Source organism: Pantoea sp. C1E2 (genome assembly GCF_056491465.1).
In genome coordinates this window covers 3,200,386-3,220,771 of record NZ_JBSZHT010000002.1, presented here as the reverse complement: position 1 = coordinate 3,220,771, position 20,386 = coordinate 3,200,386, and the positions used below count along the sequence as shown (strand labels likewise).

General features: G+C 54.3%; 18 protein-coding genes. 11 read left to right on the top strand and 7 right to left on the bottom strand.

Going from position 1 to position 20,386, the window contains the following annotated elements:
- Positions 1-57: 57 nt before the first annotated feature.
- Genes ACXI0A_RS15385 through hisP form a run of 3 tightly spaced genes read left to right on the top strand, consistent with a single transcriptional unit; the run spans position 58 to position 2,239 of the window.
- A complete protein-coding gene (locus tag ACXI0A_RS15385; protein ID WP_200569159.1) occupies positions 58-744 on the top strand; it encodes a histidine ABC transporter permease HisQ in 687 nt (228 codons plus the stop codon).
- Complete coding sequence (locus ACXI0A_RS15380) at positions 741-1,457, top strand: histidine ABC transporter permease HisM (protein WP_476147903.1); 717 nt, start codon at positions 741-743, stop codon at positions 1,455-1,457. The genes ACXI0A_RS15385 and ACXI0A_RS15380 overlap by 4 nt, the downstream gene beginning before the upstream one ends.
- Before the next feature lie 8 nt (positions 1,458-1,465).
- On the top strand, positions 1,466-2,239 hold the full coding sequence (gene hisP / locus ACXI0A_RS15375) for a histidine ABC transporter ATP-binding protein HisP (RefSeq protein WP_476147904.1): 774 nt from the start codon (positions 1,466-1,468) through the stop codon (positions 2,237-2,239).
- Positions 2,240-2,473: 234 nt separating this feature from the next.
- Here the strand turns inward: hisP and ACXI0A_RS15370 are convergent, their stop codons facing one another.
- The gene (locus ACXI0A_RS15370) at positions 2,474-3,421 is read right to left on the bottom strand and encodes a sugar-binding domain-containing protein (protein WP_476147906.1); all 948 of its coding nucleotides are present in this window, start codon (positions 3,419-3,421) and stop codon (positions 2,474-2,476) included.
- A 194-nt stretch (positions 3,422-3,615) separates the two neighbouring features.
- Here ACXI0A_RS15370 and dalD point away from each other — a divergent pair, with 194 nt between their 5' ends.
- The 3 genes from dalD to ACXI0A_RS15355 are packed head-to-tail and all read left to right on the top strand — an operon-like array spanning position 3,616 to position 7,784.
- Positions 3,616-5,004, top strand: coding sequence for a D-arabinitol 4-dehydrogenase (gene dalD, locus ACXI0A_RS15365; RefSeq protein ID WP_476147907.1), 1,389 nt, complete (start codon positions 3,616-3,618; stop codon positions 5,002-5,004).
- A gap of 2 nt (positions 5,005-5,006) precedes the next feature.
- Entirely contained in the window at positions 5,007-6,476 is a 1,470-nt protein-coding gene (gene xylB / locus ACXI0A_RS15360; protein ID WP_476147909.1) for a xylulokinase, read from the top strand.
- 27 nt (positions 6,477-6,503) lie between these two features.
- The gene (locus tag ACXI0A_RS15355; RefSeq protein WP_476147911.1) at positions 6,504-7,784 is read left to right on the top strand and encodes an RbtT/DalT/CsbX family MFS transporter; all 1,281 of its coding nucleotides are present in this window, start codon (positions 6,504-6,506) and stop codon (positions 7,782-7,784) included.
- 31 nt (positions 7,785-7,815) lie between these two features.
- Here ACXI0A_RS15355 and ACXI0A_RS15350 read toward each other — a convergent pair whose 3' ends face one another.
- Entirely contained in the window at positions 7,816-8,712 is an 897-nt protein-coding gene (locus tag ACXI0A_RS15350; RefSeq protein WP_224931005.1) for a TIGR01777 family oxidoreductase, read from the bottom strand.
- 202 nt (positions 8,713-8,914) lie between these two features.
- Here ACXI0A_RS15350 and yfcF point away from each other — a divergent pair, with 202 nt between their 5' ends.
- Together yfcF and yfcD are read left to right on the top strand one after the other, a co-directional pair.
- Positions 8,915-9,556, top strand: a complete 642-nt coding sequence (gene yfcF, locus ACXI0A_RS15345; RefSeq protein WP_476147913.1) for a glutathione transferase — start codon at positions 8,915-8,917, stop codon at positions 9,554-9,556.
- 111 nt (positions 9,557-9,667) lie between these two features.
- Positions 9,668-10,213, top strand: a complete 546-nt coding sequence (gene yfcD, locus ACXI0A_RS15340) for an NUDIX hydrolase YfcD (protein WP_224931009.1) — start codon at positions 9,668-9,670, stop codon at positions 10,211-10,213.
- Positions 10,214-10,259: 46 nt separating this feature from the next.
- Here yfcD and ACXI0A_RS15335 read toward each other — a convergent pair whose 3' ends face one another.
- From ACXI0A_RS15335 to ackA, 3 genes are all read right to left on the bottom strand, one after another.
- A complete protein-coding gene (locus ACXI0A_RS15335) occupies positions 10,260-11,519 on the bottom strand; it encodes a 4-aminobutyrate--2-oxoglutarate transaminase (protein ID WP_476151026.1) in 1,260 nt (419 codons plus the stop codon).
- 669 nt (positions 11,520-12,188) lie between these two features.
- A complete protein-coding gene (gene pta / locus ACXI0A_RS15330) occupies positions 12,189-14,333 on the bottom strand; it encodes a phosphate acetyltransferase (protein ID WP_224948295.1) in 2,145 nt (714 codons plus the stop codon).
- A gap of 73 nt (positions 14,334-14,406) precedes the next feature.
- The gene (gene ackA / locus ACXI0A_RS15325; protein WP_476147916.1) at positions 14,407-15,609 is read right to left on the bottom strand and encodes an acetate kinase; all 1,203 of its coding nucleotides are present in this window, start codon (positions 15,607-15,609) and stop codon (positions 14,407-14,409) included.
- A gap of 339 nt (positions 15,610-15,948) precedes the next feature.
- Here ackA and yfbV point away from each other — a divergent pair, with 339 nt between their 5' ends.
- The 3 genes from yfbV to ACXI0A_RS15310 all read left to right on the top strand — a co-directional run bounded on the left by yfbV (position 15,949) and on the right by ACXI0A_RS15310 (position 17,721).
- Complete coding sequence (gene yfbV / locus ACXI0A_RS15320; RefSeq protein ID WP_034825085.1) at positions 15,949-16,401, top strand: terminus macrodomain insulation protein YfbV; 453 nt, start codon at positions 15,949-15,951, stop codon at positions 16,399-16,401.
- Between the two features lie 151 nt (positions 16,402-16,552).
- Entirely contained in the window at positions 16,553-17,047 is a 495-nt protein-coding gene (locus ACXI0A_RS15315; RefSeq protein WP_476147918.1) for a YfbU family protein, read from the top strand.
- Positions 17,048-17,061: 14 nt separating this feature from the next.
- Complete coding sequence (locus ACXI0A_RS15310) at positions 17,062-17,721, top strand: sugar phosphatase (RefSeq protein WP_476147920.1); 660 nt, start codon at positions 17,062-17,064, stop codon at positions 17,719-17,721.
- Positions 17,722-17,747: 26 nt separating this feature from the next.
- Here ACXI0A_RS15310 and yfbR read toward each other — a convergent pair whose 3' ends face one another.
- Both yfbR and ACXI0A_RS15300 read right to left on the bottom strand, forming a co-directional pair.
- On the bottom strand, positions 17,748-18,347 hold the full coding sequence (gene yfbR / locus ACXI0A_RS15305; protein WP_224931028.1) for a 5'-deoxynucleotidase: 600 nt from the start codon (positions 18,345-18,347) through the stop codon (positions 17,748-17,750).
- Between the two features lie 93 nt (positions 18,348-18,440).
- Positions 18,441-19,658: a pyridoxal phosphate-dependent aminotransferase gene (locus ACXI0A_RS15300; RefSeq protein WP_034825078.1), complete on the bottom strand. Its 1,218-nt coding sequence runs from the start codon at positions 19,656-19,658 to the stop codon at positions 18,441-18,443.
- Positions 19,659-20,386: the final 728 nt, after the last annotated feature.

Below are 20,386 nucleotides of genomic sequence, written 5' to 3'. Positions count from 1 at the left end.
GGACTGTCCGTTAGTTGGGCAGCGTTTGTTATTTTCCTTCACGACAGGATCGAACCCATGCTGTATGGCTATTCTGAAGTAATCCTAAAAGGCACCTTGGTGACCCTTGAGCTGGCACTCAGCTCAGTGGTGCTGGCGTTAGTGCTTGGTTTGATGGGCGCTGGCGCCAAACTCTCCCGCAGTCGCCTGTTGGTGATGATCTCTGAAGGTTACACCACTCTCATTCGTGGTGTGCCTGACCTGGTTCTGATGTTGCTGATCTTCTATGGTCTGCAAATCGCCCTCAACAGCGTGACCGATGCGCTGGGTGTCGCCCAGTTCGATATCGACCCGATGGTGGCCGGTATCATTACGCTCGGCTTCATCTATGGCGCGTACTTTACCGAAACCTTCCGTGGTGCTTTCCTGGCTGTACCCAAAGGGCAAATCGAAGCGGCGACCGCTTTCGGTTTCACTGGCTCGCAAACTTTCCGTCGTATTTTGTTCCCGGCGATGATGCGTTTTGCGTTACCAGGCATTGGTAATAACTGGCAGGTGATCCTCAAAGCCACGGCGCTGGTGTCGCTGCTGGGGCTGGAAGACGTGGTGAAAGCCACGCAGCTGGCGGGTAAAAGTACCTGGCAGCCGTTCTACTTCGCGATCGTCGCGGGGGTGATTTATCTGGTGTTTACCACGCTATCAAACGGCGTGCTGTGGTGGCTTGAACGCCGCTACACGGTGGGTGTGAAAAGGGCAGAGCTATGATCGATATTATTCAGGAGTATTGGAAACAGCTGCTCTGGACCGATGGTTACCGTTTTACCGGCGTCGCCATTACGTTGTGGTTGTTGATTCTTTCCGTGGTAATCGGTGGTTGTATGGCGGTGTTATTGGCGATTGCGCGCGTATCGCCAAATCGCTACATCTCCACGCCTGTCTGGCTGTTCACTTATATCTTCCGCGGTACGCCGCTGTATGTGCAACTGCTGGTGTTCTACTCTGGCATGTACACGCTGGAAGTGGTGAAAGGATCGGAGTTGCTGAACGCCTTCTTCCGCAGCGGCCTCAACTGTACGCTGCTGGCCTTTACGCTGAATACCTGCGCCTACACCACTGAAATTTTTGCCGGGGCCATTCGCGCCGTTCCGCATGGCGAAATTGAAGCGGCACGCGCTTACGGTTTTTCGCCGTTTAAGATGTATCGCTGCATCATTCTGCCGTCGGCGCTGCGCACTGCGCTGCCAGCCTACAGTAACGAAGTGATTCTGATGCTGCACTCTACGGCATTGGCGTTTACCGCCACGGTGCCGGATCTGCTGAAAATCGCGCGTGATATCAACTCGGCGACCTACCAGCCGTTTACCGCGTTTGGCATCGCTGCGGTGCTGTATTTGATCATCTCTTACGTGCTGATTAGCCTGTTCCGCAAAGCGGAGCGTCGCTTCCTGGCGCACGTGAAACCTTCTTCATCGCATTGAGTATCACTATGGCTGACAACAAATTAAGCGTTACCGAATTGCACAAGCGTTACGGTGAACATGAAGTTCTGAAAGGCGTATCACTGCAGGCCAACGCCGGCGATGTGATCAGCATCATTGGCTCGTCCGGTTCCGGGAAAAGTACCTTCTTACGCTGCATCAACTTCCTCGAAAAACCGAGCGAAGGCACCATTTCGGTCAACAACGAGCAAATCAATCTGGTGCGTGATACCGATGGGCAGCTGAAAGTGTCCAACAAAGAGCAGCTGCGTTCACTGCGCACTCGTCTGACCATGGTGTTCCAGCACTTCAATCTGTGGAGCCACATGACGGTGCTCGACAACGTCACCGAAGCACCGATTCAGGTACTGGGGCTGAGCAAAGCCGAAGCGCGTGAGCGTGCGATTAAGTATCTGGATAAGGTCGGCATCGACGCTCGTGCGCGCGCGAAATATCCGGTACACCTTTCGGGTGGTCAGCAGCAGCGTGTGTCCATTGCCCGTGCGCTGGCGATGGAACCAGAAGTGCTGTTGTTCGATGAGCCGACTTCAGCGCTCGATCCGGAACTGGTTGGCGAAGTGCTGCGTATCATGCAGAAGCTAGCTGAAGAGGGTAAAACCATGGTGGTGGTGACGCATGAGATGGAGTTTGCTCGTCACGTCTCCAATCACGTGATTTTCCTGCATCAGGGCAAGATTGAAGAGCAGGGCACGCCGGATGAGCTGTTCGGCAACCCGAAAAGCCCACGCTTGCAGCAGTTCCTGTCGGGGTCGCTGAAGTAATCGAACAGGTCGCCATTAATGGCGACCCTGTTGATGTAGGGGGCGCATTGATGCGCACCTGGCCGATAACCGTATGGGCGCGTTGAGGTATTGCTGTGCACCTGGCTGATACTTCATGGGCGCGTTGAGGTATTGATGCGCATCATGCCCGATACCGCATGGGCGTGTTGAAGTATTGTTGCGCACCTGGCCGTTAACTGCACGGGTACGTTGAGGTATTGATGCGCGCGCGGGTCAGTCTCGCAGTAGTTTCAGCGCCGTATCTTCATCAGTTACCAGCCCCGATATCCAGCCGCCTAGCAACGCCGCACGAATTGCCGGATACTTACGCGCGCTGCCGGAAAAACCAATAATCTTGCGTTGAGTCTGGCTCTCCAGTAAGACGCTGGTGAGCAGCTCATCCGTTTCGCCCCACACGCGTTCACCTTGCTGATTGAAAAAGTGGCCGAGCATTTCGCCCACCACGCCGCGCCCGTTCAGCGCCTCGACCTGCGCATCGGTAATAAATCCCTCGGCATTCAACGGACAGCCTGGCATCACTTCCCCAATACCCACAAAAGCCACATCGGCCTGCAGCGCGCGATCGGTGACGCGCTGGTACACCTGATGCTGCACCCACATCGCTTTATCCTGTGGCGTGTCGGCGTACAACGGTGCAGGAATGAAGAAATACTTACCCTGCATCTTTTCAGCCATCTTCAACGGCACGTCATAGCGTGTACCAGAATCATCCCGCGCGATGGCGCCAATCATCGAAACGCACTGATGCTGCGGGCGATCCACCCATGGCAATGCATCGATCATTGAGCGCAAAGTTTTACCGGAACCAATACCAAACACCTGCGGCGCTTCCTCATTGATAAACTGCGACATCACCGCCGCGCCTTCAACGGCCAGCATCTGCTGGATAGCGTCATCGTTCAGATTGGCCGATGGCACCACGCGGCACAGATCCAGACCAAACTTCTCCTGCACCTCACGCGCCAGTTGCAGGCAGTGCGTCACAGGATGATCGATCTTCACGCTCACCATCCCCATTTCGCGCGCGCTGGACACCAGACGCTGCGCCACCTGGCGTGATAATCCTAATGCCTGCGCAATCTCCTGCTGTGTCACACCTGCGACGTAATACATCCACGCGGCACGCGCGGCCAGTTCCTGTTTTTTCTCTTCTCTGCTCATCACGCTGTTCCGTCAAAACTCATGCGCCATCTTAGCGCGTGTTTTACGAAAAGCACTAACTGAGCAAAAGCCCTAAAAAAGAGCAAAAGTATTATTTGTGATAAGGCTCGCAGAACGATCCCTATGGCGCGCACTATGCTACACGTCATCGGGCAAATGCCCTGTCTTGTGGCAAATGTTTAATTGAGGCGATTATGACCAATCAATCAGTGTGGATGCACATCGGCGCGGGATCTTTTCATCGGGCACATCAGGCGTGGTATCTGCATAAACTGCGTGAGCAGGGTGACGAAAGCTGGAGCATCGCGCTAGGCAATATTCGTAATGACGCGGTGCCGCTGCTCAATCAGCTCGCGGCACAGGATGGCGAGTATGTGCTGGAAACCGTGACGCCAGAAGGCGAGCGGGATTATGAAACCATCACCTCGCTGCGCAAAATCTTGCCGTGGGACAGTGAAATCAGTGCACTGGTAGAGCAGGGAGCCAATCCGCAAACCCGTGTGATTGGCTTTACCGTGACCGAAGCAGGTTACTACCTGACGCCTGAATTCACACTGGATCTTAACCAGGCGGACGTGAAGGCTGATTTGGGCGGCGACATTCGCACTATTTATGGCGCACTTAGCCACATTCTGACAGAGCGTGTTGCACAAGGTGGCGCCCCGGTCACGCTGCTGAACTGCGACAACCTGCGTCACAACGGTGAGCGATTCCGTGAGGGCTTCCTCGCCTTCCTCACTGCTAAAGGCGATACCGCACTGGCGGACTGGGTGCGCTCGCACACCACATCACCGAATACCATGGTCGATCGCATCACGCCACGCCCAACGCCGGATGTGGCAGAGCGCGTGCAAGCGGCGACCGGCAAACAAGATGGCGCTGCGGTGATGGCCGAATCTTTTATTCAGTGGGTGATTGAGGATGACTTTATTGCCGGTCGTCCGGCGCTGGAAAAGGTGGGTGTTGAGTTGGTGGAATCGGTGCTGCCGTGGGAAGAGGCGAAAATTCGCATCCTCAATGCGACACATGCCGCGATTGCCTGGGCGGGCACGCTGATTGGCTTGAACTACATTGATGACAGCACGCGTCATCCAGCGATTTATCAACTGGCGCACGACTATGTCACTCAGGATGTCATCCCGTCCCTGTCGCCCAGCCCGCTTGATTTAGCCGATTACCGCGACGTAGTGCTGGCCCGCTTTAGCAACCCTTACATCAAAGACACCAATCAGCGCGTGGGTGCCGATGGTTTGTCAAAAATTCCCGGCATGGTGACGCCAACGCTGCAAGAGTGCTACCAGCGCGGTGCGCAACCCACCGCAACGGCAGTGATTCCGGCGCTGTTCTTCCTGTTTATGCAGCGCTGGGCCAATGACGACCTGCCATATTCCTATCAGGACGGCGCGCTACAGGCTGATGCGCTGCGTAAACAATTCGCCAGTGTCGATCCGTTGAAGGCTTTCCTCAGTGACAGTGCGCTGTTTGCAGAACTGGCGACTGATAAGGCGTTTCACGAATTGGTGACGCGCCGTGTCGCGAGCCTACAGCAGTGGCTTAAACAACCTGAACTGGCGGCGGTGTAATTATGTATCTCGGCATCGATATCGGTACGTCAGAGCTTAAAGCGCTGATCATCAATACGTGCGGCGAGATTGTGGCATCACAGCACGCCACGCTCACAGTGCAGCGCCCACATCCCCACTGGGCAGAACAGGATCCTGAACGCTGGTGGCAAGCCTGCACTGAGGTGCTGGCGGGATTGCGTCATCAATCTCCTGATGCGTGGGCCGCGATCCGTGCCATTGGCTTATCCGGCCAGATGCATGGGGCTGTGCTGCTGGACGCTCAGGGCAAGGTATTGCGTCCGTGCATCTTGTGGAACGACACCCGCAGTGCGCCACAGTGCGATGTGCTGCGTAAATGCTATCCGCAGATGATGGAGATTAGCGGCAACATGATCATGCCCGGCTTCACCGCGCCGAAACTGCGTTGGGTAGCGGAACATGAGCCGGAGATCTTCAGCCGCATCGATAAGGTTCTGCTGCCGAAAGATTACCTGCGCTGGCGTCTTACCGGGCGCTTTGTCAGCGAGCCTTCCGATGCTGCCGGCACGCTGTGGCTGGATGTGGCGCAGCGTGACTGGTCCGATGAACTGCTGGCGATAACCGGACTGACGCGCGCGCATATGCCTGAACTGGTGGAAGGCAGCGCGGTGAGTGGCCGCGTGCAACCGTCACTGGCGAGCGAATGGGGCTTATCCACTTCGGTCACGGTTTCCGGCGGCGGCGGTGACAATGCTGCTTCAGCGGTGGGCGTGGGCGCGGTGAATCCCGGTGATGCTTTTATCTCGTTGGGTACCTCCGGCGTGATTTTCGTGGTGAGCGATCGCCTGCAAGCTGATCCTCAATCCGGCGTGCATGCCTTCTGCCATGCGCTGCCGGGCCGCTGGCATCAGATGAGTGTGATGCTGAGCGCCGCCAGCTGCTTGCGCTGGCTGTGCAACCTGCTTTCGGTGAGTGAAAGCCAACTGATGGAGGAGATGGCGCAGCTGAGCGATGAACAACTGCGGAGTGCACCGGTATTCCTGCCTTACCTGTCAGGTGAGCGCACTCCACACAACGATCCAGACGCTTCCGGTTCTTTCTTCAATCTGCGCCACGAAACGCCGCGTGCCTTGCTGGGTTATGCGGTGATTGAAGGCGTTGCATTTGGGCTGGCGGATGGTCTGGCAGTGCTCGGGGATGCCCAGCATCAAATTCAGCAATGCAGCCTGACCGGCGGTGGGGCGCGCAGCACGCTGTGGGCTCAGCTGATTGCCGATGTGCTGCAACTGCCCATCGTCACCCATCCGGCCAGCGCATCCGGTGCGCTGGGTGCCGCACGCCTGGCATGGTTGGGCGATGGCGGTAATGAGCAGGAGGTCTGCCTGAAACCGTCGGTGCAGGCGCGCTATCAACCGGATGCCACGCGCGGTGCCATGCTGCAACAGCGGCTGCGTCTGTTCCGCGAACTCTACATCCAACAACAACAGGTGCGCAGCTTGCTGCCTGCATAACGGCTTACCGAACAGAAGGTGATGGTGATGCAATCGAACGAATACTGGTTTGGCTTACCGAAAAAGATGTTCTGGGGCTTCCTCGCTATCGCGATTTTCATGGCGGGTGATGGCTTTGAAATGGCGTTTCTGTCGCGCCATATCACTGATTTAGGCTTTACACCTACCCAATCTGCGGTGGTGTTTACCTTCTACGGCTTGGCGGCGGCACTGGCGGCGTGGGCTTCCGGCGTGGTGGCAGAGTTGATTACGCCGCAGCGTGCGATGATGATTGGTTTTGTGCTGTGGATTGTGATGCACACGTTGTTTATGTCACTGGGGCTGGGCATGCGCAACTACCCGTTGATGGTGCTGTTCTACGGCATTCGTGGGCTGGCTTATCCGCTGTTTATCTACTCGTTCATGATGATGCTGGTTCAGGTCTTGCCTCGTGAGAAACTGGCGGCAGCAACCGGCTGGTTCTGGGCGATGTACTCCGTCGGCATCGGCGTGGTCGGCAGTTATTTGCCAAGTCTGACCATCCCGATGCTGGGGGAAACCGGCACGCTGTGGCTGGCGATCATCTGGGTGGCCTGTGGCGGTATTCTCGCGTACTTCAGCCTGCGCAATGTGCCGGTGGATCGCTCGCGGGTAAATCTGCCGATGCGGGAAAAAATGACAGAGATGTCGCGTGCCGTCACCATCCTGTTCACCAATCAGCATGTGTTTTATGCCTGCCTGATTCGCATCATTAACACGCTGTCGCTGTTTGGTTTTGCCATTATCATGCCGTTGCTGTTTGTCGATCGTCTCGGCTTTACCATTTCTGAATGGCTGCAGATCTGGGCGGTGTTCTTCTTTGTCACCATCTTCACCAACATCTTCTGGGGAATCACTGGCGAAAAACTGGGCTGGATCCGTCAGGTGCGCTGGTTTGGTTGCTTGGGAATGGCCATCTCCAGCCTGATGTTTTACTACCTGCCGATGTATGCCGGTCACAACTTCTGGGTGGCACTGATTCCGGCCGTGATGCTGGGGATCTTTGTGGCGGCGTTTGTGCCGATGACGGCGGTGTTCCCGACGCTGGAGCCGCATCACAAAGGCGCAGCCGTCTCGATCTACAACCTGTCGGCAGGCCTAAGTAATTTTGTGGCACCGGCCATCGCCTCAGTGATGTTACCGTTCTTCGATATCGTGGGTGTGGTGTGGGCCTATACCGCGCTGTATGTGTTTGCGGGCGTGCTGACCTTTATCATTCGCGTGCCGCAGCCGGGGCATACGCGTGAAGAGAAGGCAGTGAAATCACGCGTGGCAGAGCAACGTAGCTAATGGAAAACGGCGGCCCTGGGCCGCCGTCTGTTTATCCTGCCACATCCTGTAACGCTTCCTGTAAATCAAACCAACGGAAGCCAAAGCCCGATTCCTCCAGCCGTTTCGGCAACACATGTTGCCCACCCAGCACCAACACTGCAGATTCTCCCATCATCAATTTGATCGCGCTGGCGGGCGTGCGCATAAACGCAGGCCGATGCATCACATGGCCCAACGTGGCGGCAAACTGCTCATTGCGTACCGCATAAGGCGCAACCATGTTGAACGGTCCGCTCAGGTGGTTATTGTCGATCAGCCAGATGATGGCATTGACCAGATCGTCGATGTGAATCCACGGCAAATACTGTTTGCCGCTGCCTATCGGGCCGCCGACGCCGAGTTTGAACGGCAGCTTCATTTTTGCCAGTGCGCCACCTTCCTCTGCTAACACCACGCCGGTGCGTAACAAACAGACGCGGGTGCGATCGCTCTGGGCGTTAAGCGCCAACTGTTCCCAGCGCGCACATAGAGCATGGGTAAACTCATCGTGGCCAGGATCGTCTTCCGTTAATACCAGATCACCCGTATCACCATAAAAACCGGTCGCGGATCCGGAGATTAGAAAATGCGGTGGATTGCTGCTGGCGTGAATCAACGAAACAATCTGCTCGGTGATTTGCCAGCGACTTTCACACAGCCGCTGCTTCTGTTGTTCGGTCCAGCGTTTATCGGCGATCGGTTCGCCCGCCAGATTAATCACGCCATCAATACCATCAAGATCGGTTTGCTGATTGATGCCAGACCACAGCGAAACGCGGGGATCCAGTTTCTCACGCGCCGCCGCGACATCACGGGTGACGACGTTCACCTGATGCCCGAGCAACAGCAGGCGTGGTATCAGGTGGCGGCCTATTAAACCTGTGCCGCCGGTAATAAGCAGGTGCATGCTGAGCCTCCTTGTAATTTGTTTTTTGCTCAATCTGATCATAGAAGAGAAGCGCACGGATAGCGTGACAGCGCTTACGCTAATGAAGAAAAAGGGAAAGTTTGAGCTGGACTCAAGGTCAAAGATCCGACCAGCACCCCATTGCCTTAGCAATTAAAAATCGGTAAATAGAAAGCACACCTGATGCTTATTGAGGCAGCCGATGAACTACCCATCCATCACTTTGTGGTCCGATGCATCCTTTTTCAGCCCTTATGCCATGTCGGTATACGTCGCACTCACCGAGAAGGGTATTCCTTTCTCCCTGAAGCGCGTGGACCTGGCGCAAAACGCCCAGCTCGACGATGACTATCGCGCGCTGTCGCTGACGTGCCGCGTGCCCACGCTGGAAATCGATGACCTGGTTCTCAATGAGTCTTCAGCGATTGCTGAATACCTCGAAGAACGTTTTCCGGCCCCTGAATTTGAGCGCCTCTATCCACGCGACCGTGAAAAGCGGGCGCATGCGCGTGAAGTGCAGGCGTGGCTGCGCAGTGACTTGATGGCGCTGCGTGCTGAACGTCCAACGGAAGTGCTGTTTGCCGGCGAACGCTTTGCGCCGCTCACCCCGGCAGGCGAACTGGCCGCCAGCAAATTGATTACGGCAGTTCAACGCCTGCTGCCGGATGGGCAACAAAATCTGTTTGGCGAATGGTCAATTGCCGACACCGATCTGGCGGTGATGATCAATCGTCTGGCGCTGCATGGCGACACGTTACCGGTCAAATTGCAGCATTACGCCGAGTTTCAGTGGCAACGCGCGTCAGTGCAATTGTGGCTGTCAGAATCGGGCAAATCGCGCTAAGCACGAAGAGCCTTGCGGAGGCGAAAAGAACGCTTTACCTTACCGCTCATTCTAATAAGGCATCGCAAACAGGCGCGTGCTGGGCACGCCGAAAACAGAAAAGGGTTACGGATGGTGGATCAAACGGCAGATAGCGGTATCGAGTGGGTTGATATCGTTAGTGAAGAGAACGAAGTCATTGCGCAGGCCAGCCGTGCGCAGATGCGTGCGCAGAATTTGCGTCATCGTGCGACCTACATCGTGGTGCATGATGGTATGGGCAAAATTCTGGTGCAGCGTCGTACTGAAATCAAAGACTTCATGCCGGGTATGCTCGATGCGACCGCCGGTGGCGTGGTGCAGAGTGGTGAAGACATGCTGGAATCTGCACGCCGTGAAGCGGAAGAAGAGCTGGGCATCGCTGCAGTACCGTTTGCTGAACATGGCAAATTCTACTTCGAAGATGAGCACTGCCGCGTCTGGGGCGGATTGTTTAGCTGCGTTTCGCATGGCCCATTCGCCATGCAGGAAGAAGAAGTGGACGAAGTGTTCTGGATGACGCCGGAAGAAATCACTGCGCGCTGCGATGAATTCACCGACGACTCGCTCAAAGCAGTATCATTGTGGCTGACCCGCAACAGCGATGCCGCACGCCGTAAGCAGAGCAGCGAATCCTGATTCCTGCTCCAGTCAAACAAGGCGCCCTCAGGCGCCTTTGTTGTTTCTAGTGCTCACGCAAAATGTCTATGAGCAACTGCAATGCCTTATCAAACTGCGGCTGTGGAATCGTCAGCGGATAAAGAAAACGGATCACATTACTGTGCACGCCGCAGGTCAGCAAAATCAGTCCTTGAGCCAGCGCCTGTAACTGAATCGCTTTGGTAATTTCCGCTGATGGCCGGCCTGAGGCATCCTGAAACTCTGCTGCGATCATTGAGCCAGACCCGCGCACCTCAGCAAGTGACTGACAGCCTGCATCCCGCAAGGTCGCACTGAGCTGTTCGCCCAGTTGGTTAGCGCGAGCGCACAACTGCTCCTCATCGATGATATCCAGCACCGCGTGTGCTGCCGCTATCGCGGGTGGACTGCCCGCATAGGTGCCGCCCAAACCGCCCGGCTCGGGTGCATCCATCACTTCGGCACGCCCGGAGACCGCTGATAACGGAAACCCGCCCGCCAGACTTTTTGCCATGGTGATCAAATCCGGCTGCACATCGTAGTACTCACTGGCAAACAGCTTACCGGTGCGCGCAAAGCCGGTCTGGATCTCATCGGCGATTAACAAGATGCCGTGGCGATCGCACAAGGCGCGTAACGCAGAGACAAACTCCGGCGGCGCAACATAAAAACCGCCTTCGCCCTGTACCGGTTCAAAGATAATCGCCGCCACCTGCTGCGGGCTGATATCGCTGCGGAAAATCGCTTCAAGACTCTCTAATGCCTGATGTACGCTCACATTGTGCAGCGCATTAGGGTAATGGGCATGAAACACCGAGCCGGCAAACGGACCAAAGCCGGTTTTGTAAGGCATGACCTTGCCCGTCAACGACATCGTCATATTGGTGCGCCCGTGAAATGCGCCAGTGAACGCAATAACGCCGGGACGACCCGTCGCCACGCGGGCAATTTTCACCGCGTTCTCCACCGCTTCCGCGCCGCTGGAGAAGAAGGTGGTTTTCACCTCACCGCTAATTGGCACGCGCTGGTTAAGCCGCTCAGCGAGATGAATATAATTCTCGTAAGGGATGACCTGAAACGCGGTATGGGTAAAACACGCCAACTGCTGCTGCACGGCCGCCATCACTCTCGGATGACGATGCCCGGTATTGAGCACCGCAATGCCTGCCGCGAAGTCAGTGTATTCGCGCCCGTTCTGATCCCAAACCGTGGCGTTTTCCGCCTTCACTGCATAGAAATCACACATCACACCCACACCGCGCGGCGTGGCCTTCAATCGACGACTGTGCACTTCACTGTTGCTCATCATTCACCTCGCAAGTCACGGGAGCCTGTCATCAGTGTGAGCGGCGGGGTGTTTTTTCGCCAGTGAATGGCTGCGTGAAAATCGCCTCGTTACATAGGGTCTGAATGCAGAGGTGTGCACCACAAAAGCGATGAACATGTTTTAAGGCAGGGAAGGCGAGTATTAAAACAAACGTACGCCATAGCCTTTAACGACAAACAGTAAGAATGTTGAGGTGTGAACTACAAAAGCGATGGTGGAGTGTGAAAAGCAGGGAAGAAGATTGCCCACTGAAACGCACGATAGATCCTCCCCTGACAAACAATCAGAATGCTGAGGTGTGCACCCCAAAAGCGATGATCAAGTTTGAAAGACAGGGAAGGCCAGTGCGAAGAGCGAAGCGTCCGCGCCATGGACGGCGCGGCCGATCTGCAGGGATGCGTTAATCCTTCGCGATCGGACTGGCCTTCCCTGTCGTTTGCACCCAGCATTCAGCGACAATCGCACCCAGTCCACAACAACAATTGCACCCAGCCCACAGCAATAACAGCACCCAGCCCACAGCAACAACAGCACCCAACCAACAGCGACAATTGCACCTAACCTTCACCACCCACCAATCTTAAAGCAAAAAAAAGAGCACAAGGTCTAACCCTCATGCTCTTCACATTCAGCGGCAAGAAAAAGAAATTAGCCTTCCGCTTGCTGTGACTGAATCGCCGTCAGTGCGATGGTATAAACAATGTCATCCACCAATGCGCCACGTGACAGATCGTTCACCGGCTTGCGCATACCCTGCAGCATCGGCCCGATAGAAATCAGGTCTGCCGAACGCTGTACCGCTTTATAAGTGGTATTACCGGTGTTCAGATCCGGGAAGATAAACACAGTAGCGCGACCTGCAACCGCTGAGTTTGGCGCTTTCGATTTCGCCACATCTTCCATAATCGCGGCGTCATACTGCAACGGACCATCGATCACCAGGTCAGGACGTTTCTCCTGAGCGATACGCGTCGCTTCACGCACCTTCTCAACATCGCTACCCGCACCAGAGTTACCGGTAGAGTAAGAAATCATCGCCACGCGCGGATCGATACCAAAGGCCTTAGCAGAATCTGCAGACTGAATAGCGATCTCTGCCAACTGTTCTGGATTCGGATCCGGGTTAATCGCACAGTCACCGTACACCAACACCTGCTCAGGCAGCAGCATAAAGAACACTGAAGACACCAGTGAACTGTTCGGTGCGGTCTTGATCAACTGCAACGGCGGACGAATGGTATTGGCGGTGGTATGCACAGCACCCGAAACCAAGCCATCTACCTCGCCACGCTCCAGCATCATGGTGCCGAGCATCACGTTATCTTCCAGTTGCTCCTGCGCGACCACTTCGGTCATGCCCTTGCTCTTACGCAGCTCAACCAAACGTGGCACATAGTTCTCGCGCACCACCTCTGGATCGACAATCTCAATGCCCTGGCCCAGTACCACACCCTGAGCAGCAGCGACACGCTGGATCTCATCCGGATTACCCAACAGCACGCATGACGCAATACCGCGTTCGGCACAGATCGCCGCCGCTTTCACGGTACGCGGCTCGTCGCCTTCTGGCAGTACAATACGTTTGCCTGCTTTACGTGCCAGCTCAGTAAGCTGATAACGGAAGGCTGGTGGAGACAGGCGACGGCTACGCTCGGAGGTGGCGGTGAGTGATTCCACCCAATCGGCATCGATAAAGCTGGCCACATACTCCTGCACCTTCTCAATACGCTGCGTATCATCCGCAGGCACTTCCAGGTTAAAGCTCTGCAGGCTCAGTGAGGTCTGCCAGGTATTGGTCTTCACCATAAACACCGGCAGGCCAGTCTGGAAGGCACGCTCACACAGACGCGCGATCGGTGCTTCAATCTGATAACCACCTGTCAGCAACACGGCGCCGATCTCAATACCGTTCATGGCCGCGAGACAAGCCGCAACTAACACGTCTGGACGGTCAGCTGACGTCACCAGCAGTGAACCCGGACGGAAGTGCTCCAGCATGTGCGGAATGCTACGTGCGCAGAACGTCACGGATTTCACGCGGCGTGTCTGGATCTCACCTTCGTTAATGATCTCAGCATTCAGATGGCGGCACATATCGATGGCGCGCGTGGCGATCAGATCGAAGCTCCATGGCACACAGCCCAAAATCGGCAGCGGACTGTTAGCAAACAGCTGCTTAGGATCGATATTGGCGATGCTCGCCTTGTTCGAATCATCAAAAATTTCGGACAGGTCCGGGCGCGTACGACCCTGCTCATCCACTGGCGCGTTCAGTTTGTTAATGATTACGCCGGTAATGTTCTTGTTCTTGCTGCCACCAAAGCTGCTCTGCGTGACTTCAATACGTTCTTTCAACTGAGCCGGAGAATCGTTACCCAGCGCCGTCACAAACACGATTTCCGCATTCAGGGTCTTGGCGATTTCATAGTTGAGCGAAGAAGCGAACTGATGCTTACGGGTTGGCACCAACCCTTCAACCAACACCACTTCCGCGTCTTGTGCATTGGCGTGGTAGTTAGCAATGATCTCTTCCATCAACACGTCTTGCTGGTTCGAACCCAGCAGTGACTCAACGCGTGACATCTGCAGCGGTTCAGCAGCAGGGATCGCGGAGTTTTTACGGATGATGGTGGTGGTCTGATCTGGCGCATCGCCGCCCGCACGTGGCTGGGCAATTGGCTTGAACACGCTCAGGCGAACGCCTTTGCGCTCCATGGCACGGATCACGCCGAGGCTGACGCTGGTCAGGCCGACGCTGGTGCCGGTGGGGATGAGCATGATTGTACGTGACACTATAAAAACCTCTCAGGTGTTGCAGACTAGCCAAAACAACTCCGTCAGCCTGAGCTGACGGAGAGAAGTGTATTTAAGCGGTCAAACGCGCGGCGTCCTGGGCGATAACCAACTCTTCGTTGGTTGGGATCACCACGGCCGGGCGGGTGCCCTCTTTGTTAATGAAGCCTGACTTACCGAAGCGAGCAGCAAGGTTGCGCTCGTGATCCACTTCAAAGCCCAGCAGACCCAGTTTCGCCAGCGCCAGCTCACGCACCATCGCTGCGTTCTCACCGATACCACCGGTGAATACCACGGCATCCAGACGACCTTCCATCAGCGCGGTGTAGCTGCCGATGTATTTCGCCAGACGATGGCAGAACACGTCCATTGCACGCTTAGCATCTTCTTTGGTTGCGTAGTTATCTTCGACGTAGCGGCAGTCGCTGGTGACTTCGGTCAGACCCAACAGGCCAGACTCTTTAGTCAGCAGCTTGTTGATCGCATCCACGCTCATACCGAGGGTGTCGTGCAGGAAGAACACGATAGCCGGGTCGATATCACCACTGCGGGTACCCATCACCAGACCTTCTAATGGCGTCAGGCCCATTGACGTATCGACGCACAGGCCGTTGCGGATAGCAGAAACTGAACCGCCGTTGCCGAGGTGGCAAGTGATGATGTTCAGTTCATTGACCGGCTTATTCAGCATTTTGGCGGCTTCCTGCGTCACATAGTAGTGGCTGGTGCCGTGTGCGCCGTAGCGACGAACGCCGTGCTCTTTGTACAGTTTGTACGGCAGAGCATAAAGATAAGACTCTTCCGGCATAGTCTGATGGAATGCCGTATCAAAAACCGCCACATTCTTATCTGACAGATGAGGGAAGTTCTTCAATGCCTCGTCGATACCGATCAGATGCGCCGGGTTATGCAGTGGAGCAAAAGAAGAAGCATCTTTAATGCCCTGAATCACCGATTCATCGATGATGACTGATTTTGTCAGCTGCTCGCCGCCGTGAACGATACGATGGCCGATTGCAGCGATTTGTGCCGAAAGCTCTGGTTTTTGTGCCAGAATAGTTTTAACAATGAAGTTCAGCGCTTCACTGTGCGCTGCACCTGCACCCAGAGGTGCTTCTTGTTTGCTGCCTTCCAGTTTCCATTTGATACGCGCTTCTGGTAAATGGAAACACTCCGCCAGACCTGACAGATATTCGTCACCGGTGGCTGGATTGAGGATGGCAAACTTAAGGGAGGAGCTGCCGCAGTTCAGAACCAGTACTAACTTCGTTGACATGGAAGTACCTATTGATTAAAGAGTGGCTAAAAATAACGCAATCAGACTAACAGCGTAGCCCATGAATGCTGGTAGATTAATGATTAACATCATGCGGTAGTCAAAAAGAGACCGACATGCAAAAAAATTTCGGTAATTTTACGCAGATTTTTGAATTCTGCTTAGCGAAACATGGCTCTGAACCGCTCTTTTATTGAGCTGAAGCTTCCGGTAATGTTGCTAAAACGGCGTCAGAATACCCACTGTCACCCGCAAAGACAAAATCTTTTGAAGGATGTGACGTAAAGTTGTGTAGTTATCATTTTATTTTAATCATTACAGAATTAGTTGAGGTCTATCATGGCGAATGACACAAGCAATCCCGGCTGGTTTGGTTTATTCCAGAACGGTCAGCGTTACATGAAGACCTGGCCAGCCGATAAGCGTCTGGCACCGATGTTCCCGGAAAACCGGGTGGTGACGGCAACGCGTTTTGCCATCCGTTTTATGCCGCCGCTGGCGATATTCACTCTGACGTGGCAAATCGCCATGGGCGGACAACTGGGGCCGGCCATCGCTACCGCACTGTTTGCCTGCAGTTTGCCGATGCAGGGATTGTGGTGGCTGGGCAAACGCTCAATCACGCCTTTACCGCCGACATTGCTGCACTGGTTCCACGAAGTGCGCGCAAAACTCGAAGAAGCGGGACAGGCGATCGCCCCCGTCGATGGAAAGCCGACTTATCAGGCACTGGCCGATGTATTAAAGCGTGCTTTCAAACAACTCGATCGTACCTTCCTCGACGATCTTTGATCGAACATGCCCTTTTACTGCCAGAGAATGTGTGCAGTAACCGGGTTCAAATCAAAGAAAAGTGATGCGGGCAAACACGCATCGCTTTCCTTGTGTAATCATTTATCCATTGTTTAAATCTTAAGCGGCCGTGATGGCCCGGGAGCGAACCGTGGAAATGACCCATGCACAACGACTGATCCTCTCTAACCAATACAAAATGATGGCGATGCTGGAGCCGGAAAATGCCGAGCGCTATCGTCGTTATCAGACCATCATCGAGCGAGGTTACGGCCTGCAACTGCGCGAACTCGACAAAGAGTTTGGCGAGTTAACGGAAGCCACCTGCCGCCAGCTCATCGACATCATGGAAATGCACCATGCGCTGCATGTTTCCTGGTCGAACCTCAAAGAAACCCATAACCTTGAAGAGCGCCGTCTGGCATTTCTCGGCTTTGATGCGGCCACCGAAGCGCGCTATCTCGGCTATGTTCGTTTCATGGTGAACGTGGAAGGGCGCTACACCCACTTTGATTCTGGTACGCACGGCTTTAATGCGCAGACGCCGATGTGGGAAAAATACCAACGTATGCTGGCGGTGTGGCACACTTGTCCGCGTCAGTATCATCTTAGCGCGAATGAAATCGCGCAGATTCTCAATGCCTGAATAAGGAGCGACGTGTGAAGTACAGGGGTTTTCTGTTTGATTTGGACGGTACGTTGGTGGATTCATTACCTGCGGTGATCCGCGCATGGTCACTGTGGGGCGAGCGCCAGGGTATTGCGGCGGAAGAAGTCCTGAACTTCATACACGGTAAGCCGGCGATCAATTCACTTCGCCATTTTATGGCGGGTCAGTCTGAAGAGGCAATTCAGGCGGAGTTTCTCTGGCTTGAGCGTTTAGAAGCAGAAGACACGCAGGGCGTGCAAGCGATTCCGGGGGCGAAGGCGTTGCTCGCCACGCTCAATGAGCTGAACATTCCATGGGCTATTGTGACCTCAGGATCGATTCCGGTGGCTCACGCACGTCACAAAGCCGCGGGTCTACCGATGCCAGAAGTGTTCATCACCGCTGAAAACATCAAATTGGGCAAACCGAACCCGGAGCCGTATTTACTGGGTGCTGAGCGCCTTGGGCTGGCTGCAGCGGAATGTGTCGTGGTTGAAGATGCCCCCGCCGGTATCATCGCTGGCCTGGAGGCGGGCAGTGCCGTGGTGGCTGTGAATGCGCCCACCGATGCACCGCGCCTGAATGAAGTCAGCTGGCGGGTGAAAACGCTGGAACCGCTGGTGGTTTCGCGTGCAGAAAGTGGCACGTTTACGCTCTCCGCCAAAGCATGACAGAGCGGGCCATAACGGCCCGTTTTTTATAACGGGGTATCCTGAGAAATTTCATCCAGAGACAGGCTAAAGCTTGGAATGAATATCTCAACAAAGTAATCCATTTCGGGTGAACGGCGCTGTGACAGCGTTTTCTCCAGACGTGCCTTAGCCATTAGAAACTCGTTATTCCCTGCTGACAGCTCTTCCAGACATTTGACGTAGGCGCACAGCGCGTCAGCCTGCTTCACCACCGCCTGTTCGCTCTCGCTATGCAAATGCTCGTCAATCAACGGACGGTAAGCATCCTGTAATTCTGGAGGCAACATCTCGATCAGCTTCTGCTGGGCGATCTTTTCGATCTTTTTATATTCATGGGCAATTTGCGCGTTGTAATACTTCACCGGAGTAGGCAAGTCACCGGTCAGGACTTCGCTGGCATCGTGATACAGCGCCAGCATCGCAATACGTTCGGCGTTCAGATTGCCATTGAATTTCTTGTTCTTAATGATCGCCAGTGCATGGGCAACCATCGCCACCTGAAGACTGTGCTCAGAGACGTTTTCAGTGCGCACGTTGCGCATCAGCGGCCAGCGATTGATCAGTTTAAGACGGGAGAGGTGGGCAAAAAAATGGCTACGGGTCATAAACGGTTCCTGTTCTCACGGCGGGGAAGGAGGGCCTTCCCCGAGATGAAAACAGTATATACCCTTCATACTTCAGGTTGCATGCGCGTCAGACTACTGACGATAACCTTGCAGGAAGCGGCCAAATTTATTGATCGCCATTTCCAGGTCATCGACACGTGGCAAGGTGACGATGCGCACGTGATCCGGCCATGGCCAGTTAAAGGCAGTACCCTGAACCAGCAGCACTTTCTCTTGTAACAGGAAATCCAGCACCATTTTCTGATCGTCAAAGATGTTGAATTTCTTTGGATCGATGCGCGGGAACATGTACAAGGCGCCTTGCGGTTTCACGCAGCTGACGCCGGGAATATCGTTGATCAATTCCCAGGCACGTTGACGTTGTTCATACAAACGACCGCCAGGTGCAATAAACTCGCTGATGCTTTGATAGCCACCTAACGCCGTTTGAATCGCATGCTGAGCTGGCACGTTGGCGCACAAACGCATCGACGCCAGCATTTCCAGCCCTTCAATATAGCCCTTGGCATGTTTCTTTGGACCGTTTAACACCATCCAGCCCTGGCGGAACCCCGCAACACGGTAGGTTTTAGACAGGCCATTAAATGTCACGGTCAGCAGATCCGGCGCCAGTGCCGCAATCGAATGGTGCTGCGATTCGTCATACAAAATCTTGTCGTAGATTTCATCAGCGAAAATGATCAGGTTGTGCTGGCGCGCAATCTCCACCACTTCCATCAGCAGTTCTTTGCTGTAAACCGCACCCGTTGGGTTGTTCGGGTTGATGATCACAATGCCACGCGTGCGCGGGGTGATCTTACTGCGGATATCATCCAAATCCGGGAACCAACCCGCAGACTCATCACACAGATAGTGCACGGCTTTTCCGCTCGACAGCGAAACGGCCGCCGTCCATAACGGATAGTCCGGCGCAGGCACCAGCATCTCGTCGCCGCTGTTCAGCAATGCTTGCATCGCTTGCACAATCAGTTCAGAAACACCGTTGCCAATATAGATATCTTCGACGGTAACATCGCGCATATCTCGCGCCTGGTAGTGCTGCATAATGGCTTTACGCGCCGAATACAGCCCTTTTGAATCACAATAGCCTTGCGAACTCGGCAGGTTGCGAATCACGTCTACCAGAATTTCATCAGGCGCCTCGAAACCAAACGGGGCTGGGTTGCCGATGTTCAGTTTGAGAACTTTATTGCCTTCTTCTTCCAGACGTTTAGCTTCTTTCAGTACCGGACCGCGGATGTCATAACAGACATTTTCCAGCTTGCCGGATTTATCAATTTGAAAATTCATTATTACCGCCTTAACGGGCAGAGTCCTTTAACCTGCCACCAAAAACAAACCCGACCAATTTACTCCTCTCAATGTAACAAAAGAAGGGCGGCTTTAGGTTTTGGCGCGTTTGCCAATGATTCCCGCCGTGGGTGGCTTAAAACGCAATGTCCGAGGGTTAATCTGGTTGATAACTCCAGTTGTGTTCATTGTGGTAATATAAAATGCTGCCCTCCAGAGGGAACACTGTAAAGTCTCTAATCCATAGGTACTGGAGGTCATTAAGAAATTTTTTATTTACATCCTGCATAAAAAATCATTAGCGACCTGATGAAATAGTTAAAGGAATCTTGTTGGATGTCGAAGAAGTGTACAGAGGGTTTGCAGCCATGGCTGGTGCCAGCAAATGTCACGCATTCTTATTCAGTTTAAGGCGACAGCATTAAGCGCTGTGAAGTGACCTCTTATGGTAACAACCGCGGCTTAAATAGCATTTACACTGTAACTTTAACGCTGCTGCTGTAGTTTAAGAACCTGGGGGGGTTAAAAAATGAGCAGCGTTGTGGCAGGATGTGGCGGAAAAGGGATTTGGTCAAAAAATGCGATGATTTGATCAAAAACATTTCCCTTTAAAGCGTAAAAATGATTAAGTATAATTTATTATTTGATGCACTTTACCGCTTCGCATCAGCATAACATGATGTTATCTCTTTTTGACCCGCAGGTCGTTTTCGCGGGAAACTAGACAA